Source organism: Flavobacterium sp., from assembly GCF_043779715.1.
Taxonomy (GTDB): Bacteria; Bacteroidota; Bacteroidia; order Flavobacteriales; family Flavobacteriaceae; genus Flavobacterium.
The window spans coordinates 1-3,215 of record NZ_JAYWDT010000173.1 but is presented as its reverse complement, the minus strand read 5'-3'; the positions used below and the strand labels follow the sequence as shown (position 1 = coordinate 3,215).

The following is a 3,215-nucleotide window of genomic DNA, read 5'->3' as shown; positions in this document are numbered from 1 at the left end:
AAAAAATGAACGAATATCTTGCTATAATACTTCGAAGTAGTGCCGTTTATTTTTTTATGGTAGTTGCATTGCGAATTTTTGGGAAAAAAGAATTATCGCAGCTAAACACCGCAGATGTAATACTTATTTTACTGATAAGCAACTCTGTTCAAAATGCAATGGTAGGTAATGATACTAGTTTGCTAGGTGGTTTAGCAGCGGCGTTAGTATTATTTAGCATTAATTTTATTTTGAAAAAACTAATGTATAAATTTCCAAAATTCAGCGATTTCATGCAGGAAAAACCAGAAATCCTAATACATGATGGAACTCTAGATTTTAAAACGCTAAGTAAATTAAACATCACTTCCGACGAATTAAAAGAAGCCATGCGAGAACATGGAATTGAATATTTTAAGGATGTAAAACTCGCTATGCTTGAAATTGATGGAAACATCAGTATCATTTCTGGACATCAAAACCTAAAACAAACCTATCACAAACGCAAACACATCCACAAAAACATGATATAAAAATAGTTTTTGAAACTATCTGTTTAGATTAACTTTTTTGTTTTCAATTTAGAATTTAATTCATAATCTCCTCTTTTTAAAAAGCAAATAATTTACTGTTGTTCGAATCAAACTCATTATATATTTATAAATTCAAACAAAATGAATCCAGATTTTAAGCTTTAAACGATGAAAACTGAAATTTCAAATACAATTAAACATTTCGCATAAACCAAATTATATTCTGAAATTTAAAGAAACTTATATAAAATGTATAAAAAAACCATTCCGTTAAGAATGGTTTTTTTTGTAAATAATTCACTTCACTATATAAAAATACTAAAAATGTAATATATAATTGCTGCAAGAATTGCGGAAATAGGAATAGTTAAAACCCAAGCCCATAACAAACTTACGGTCATTCCCCAACGCACTGCAGAGACTCTTTTAGTAAGACCAACTCCTATGATTGATCCAGTGATTGTATGTGTTGTACTTACAGGAACTTTAAAATGTTCTGTAAAATATAAGGTTAAAGCTCCTGCTGTTTCAGCAGCAACACCTTCAAAAGAGGTTACTTTTGTGATTTTTGAACCCATTGTTTTTACGATTTTCCATCCTCCGCTTAAAGTTCCAGCTGCAATAGCAGAATAACACGCTAAAGGAATCCAAGCGGGCATTCTAAAGGCACCTTCATCATTTGGTAACACAACATCCAACCAAGATGGCAGCGATTCTTGAGCGACACCACTAGTGTTGATATAAACTGCAACAGCTGCTGCGATAATACCCATTACTTTTTGGGAATCATTTCCTCCGTGACCTAAACTGAAAGCTGCAGATGATAGTAATTGCATTTTCTTTAACCAAGCAGTCGCCTGATTTAAATTTAAACTACTAAATATCAAACAAAAGGTACTAATTGACAAAACTATAAAAGCAACTAAAAACCATTTTATATTGTGTGTCTCAAAAGCAACACTCCAAAAATGAGAATCAAAACGAGGTTTTTCAATTTGATCAAAATAAACCATTTGTGATTCTACAAACCAAATCGTCAGTATCATTAACAAAGCGGTGAAAATCTTTGGATAAATACTTTTCTTAGAGGCATTAAGCAACCAAATAGACATGAGATAGGATATCAAAGCTCCCAATAAAGGTGCCAAAATAATAAAAGCAACGATGATTAAAACTCCCGAAGGCATACCACCATCTTTTCCTGCTTTGTACCAAGAAACTACACCAAAACCAGCATGAGCAATGGCTGCTCCTGCAAATCCTCCAATCAATGTATGAGAAGAACTTGAGGGAATTCCTTGCCACCACGTAAATAAATTCCAAATAATAGCTGCTATTACACCTGCTAAAATAACAATCAAGTTGATATCCATGGTATTGGCAGTTTTTGCAACAGTATCTGCTACACCAAAACCAAAAACCCAGTAGGCCAAAAAGTTAAAAAATGCTGCCCAAACAACCGCCTGAAAAGGGGTTAATACTTTGGTAGCAACAACTGTTGCTATAGCATTGGCAGCATCATGAAAACCATTGATGTAATCAAAAATCAATGCCAAAACTATAATAACTATAAGTAGAGTAAATTCCATATTTTTAATTTCAGAATAAAACGGATTGGATTAAGAATGTTTTACAGAAATAGATTCTAAAACACCAGCTACACTTTTACATTTATCCGTTGCAGTTTCCAAAACTGATAATACTTCCTTGTATTTGATTATATTTTTTGCATCCGTTTCATTTTCGAATAAATCAAGGACCGCTTTGTCATAAACGTTGTCTGATTTATTTTCTAGTTTATTAATTCGAAGACAAGCATCAGTAATATTCTTCATTTTTTTCAAATCTCTCAATTCTCTGATTGCAACATCAATATTTTGACAGGCTTCGAGATTAATTTCTGTTAATTTTCTGATTGATTTGGTAATCTTATCTACTTGGTACAAACGCATTCTACTTGCTGCACCATGAAGATTTCCTGCAACATTATCAATTGAAGTAATTAATGAATAAATATCCTCTCTATCAAATGGTGTAATAAAATTTCTACTCAACTCAAGGTTTGTTTGACGGGTAATATCTTCTCCTTTTTGTTCTAAAACATCAATTTTCTGAAAAAGAACTTCGCGTTCTTTTAAAGGAAGGTTTACAGCTTCATGCAAATTGGTAGCAATTTCTATTAAATTACTAGAAGCTTCTTCAAAAAGAGGGAAAAACTTTTTGTCTTTGGGAACCAAAAATTGGAAAAAATTATTTATGTTCATTTCATTAAAATTTAGTTTGGCAAAATTACTTCATTATTAATCGCTAATGTTAAGCCATTGTTAACAAATTATTTTCTATTTGAAAAGTATTCAAAAATGAAACTGTATTTTCAATGTCATAATGTAAAATCCTATCTTCTTTTATCAACGGTACTTCCTCTCGATACGCGCATAAAAACAACTCAATGAAGTTACTAGATAATAAAGGACGTCTGTATTCTATAGCTTGTGAAGCATTTAATAATTCTATGGCAAGAATTCGTTCTAAATTATCTAAAACACGTAAAGCTTTAGTAGCGGCATTTGCACCCATGCTTACATGATCCTCTTGCCCGTTACTTGAAACAATACTATCTATGCTAGCTGGTGTTGCTAACTGCTTGTTCTGACTTGCAATACTCGCTGCGGTATATTGTGGAATCATCAAGCCTGAATTAAG

General features: G+C 32.2%; 4 protein-coding genes. 1 reads left to right on the top strand and 3 read right to left on the bottom strand.

Features of this window, described 5'->3' with window-relative positions:
* Positions 1-5: 5 nt before the first annotated feature.
* Entirely contained in the window at positions 6-512 is a 507-nt protein-coding gene (locus tag ACH2BG_RS08325) for a YetF domain-containing protein (protein WP_309758894.1), read from the top strand.
* 305 nt (positions 513-817) lie between these two features.
* Here the strand turns inward: ACH2BG_RS08325 and ACH2BG_RS08320 are convergent, their stop codons facing one another.
* The 3 genes from ACH2BG_RS08320 to ACH2BG_RS08310 all read right to left on the bottom strand — a co-directional run.
* On the bottom strand, positions 818-2,101 hold the full coding sequence (locus tag ACH2BG_RS08320) for an inorganic phosphate transporter (RefSeq protein ID WP_309758892.1): 1,284 nt from the start codon (positions 2,099-2,101) through the stop codon (positions 818-820).
* Positions 2,102-2,131: 30 nt separating this feature from the next.
* The gene (locus ACH2BG_RS08315) at positions 2,132-2,776 is read right to left on the bottom strand and encodes a DUF47 family protein (protein WP_309758891.1); all 645 of its coding nucleotides are present in this window, start codon (positions 2,774-2,776) and stop codon (positions 2,132-2,134) included.
* A gap of 49 nt (positions 2,777-2,825) precedes the next feature.
* A partial coding sequence (locus ACH2BG_RS08310) for an aromatic amino acid lyase (protein ID WP_395047236.1) occupies positions 2,826-3,215 on the bottom strand: 390 nt, incomplete at its 5' end.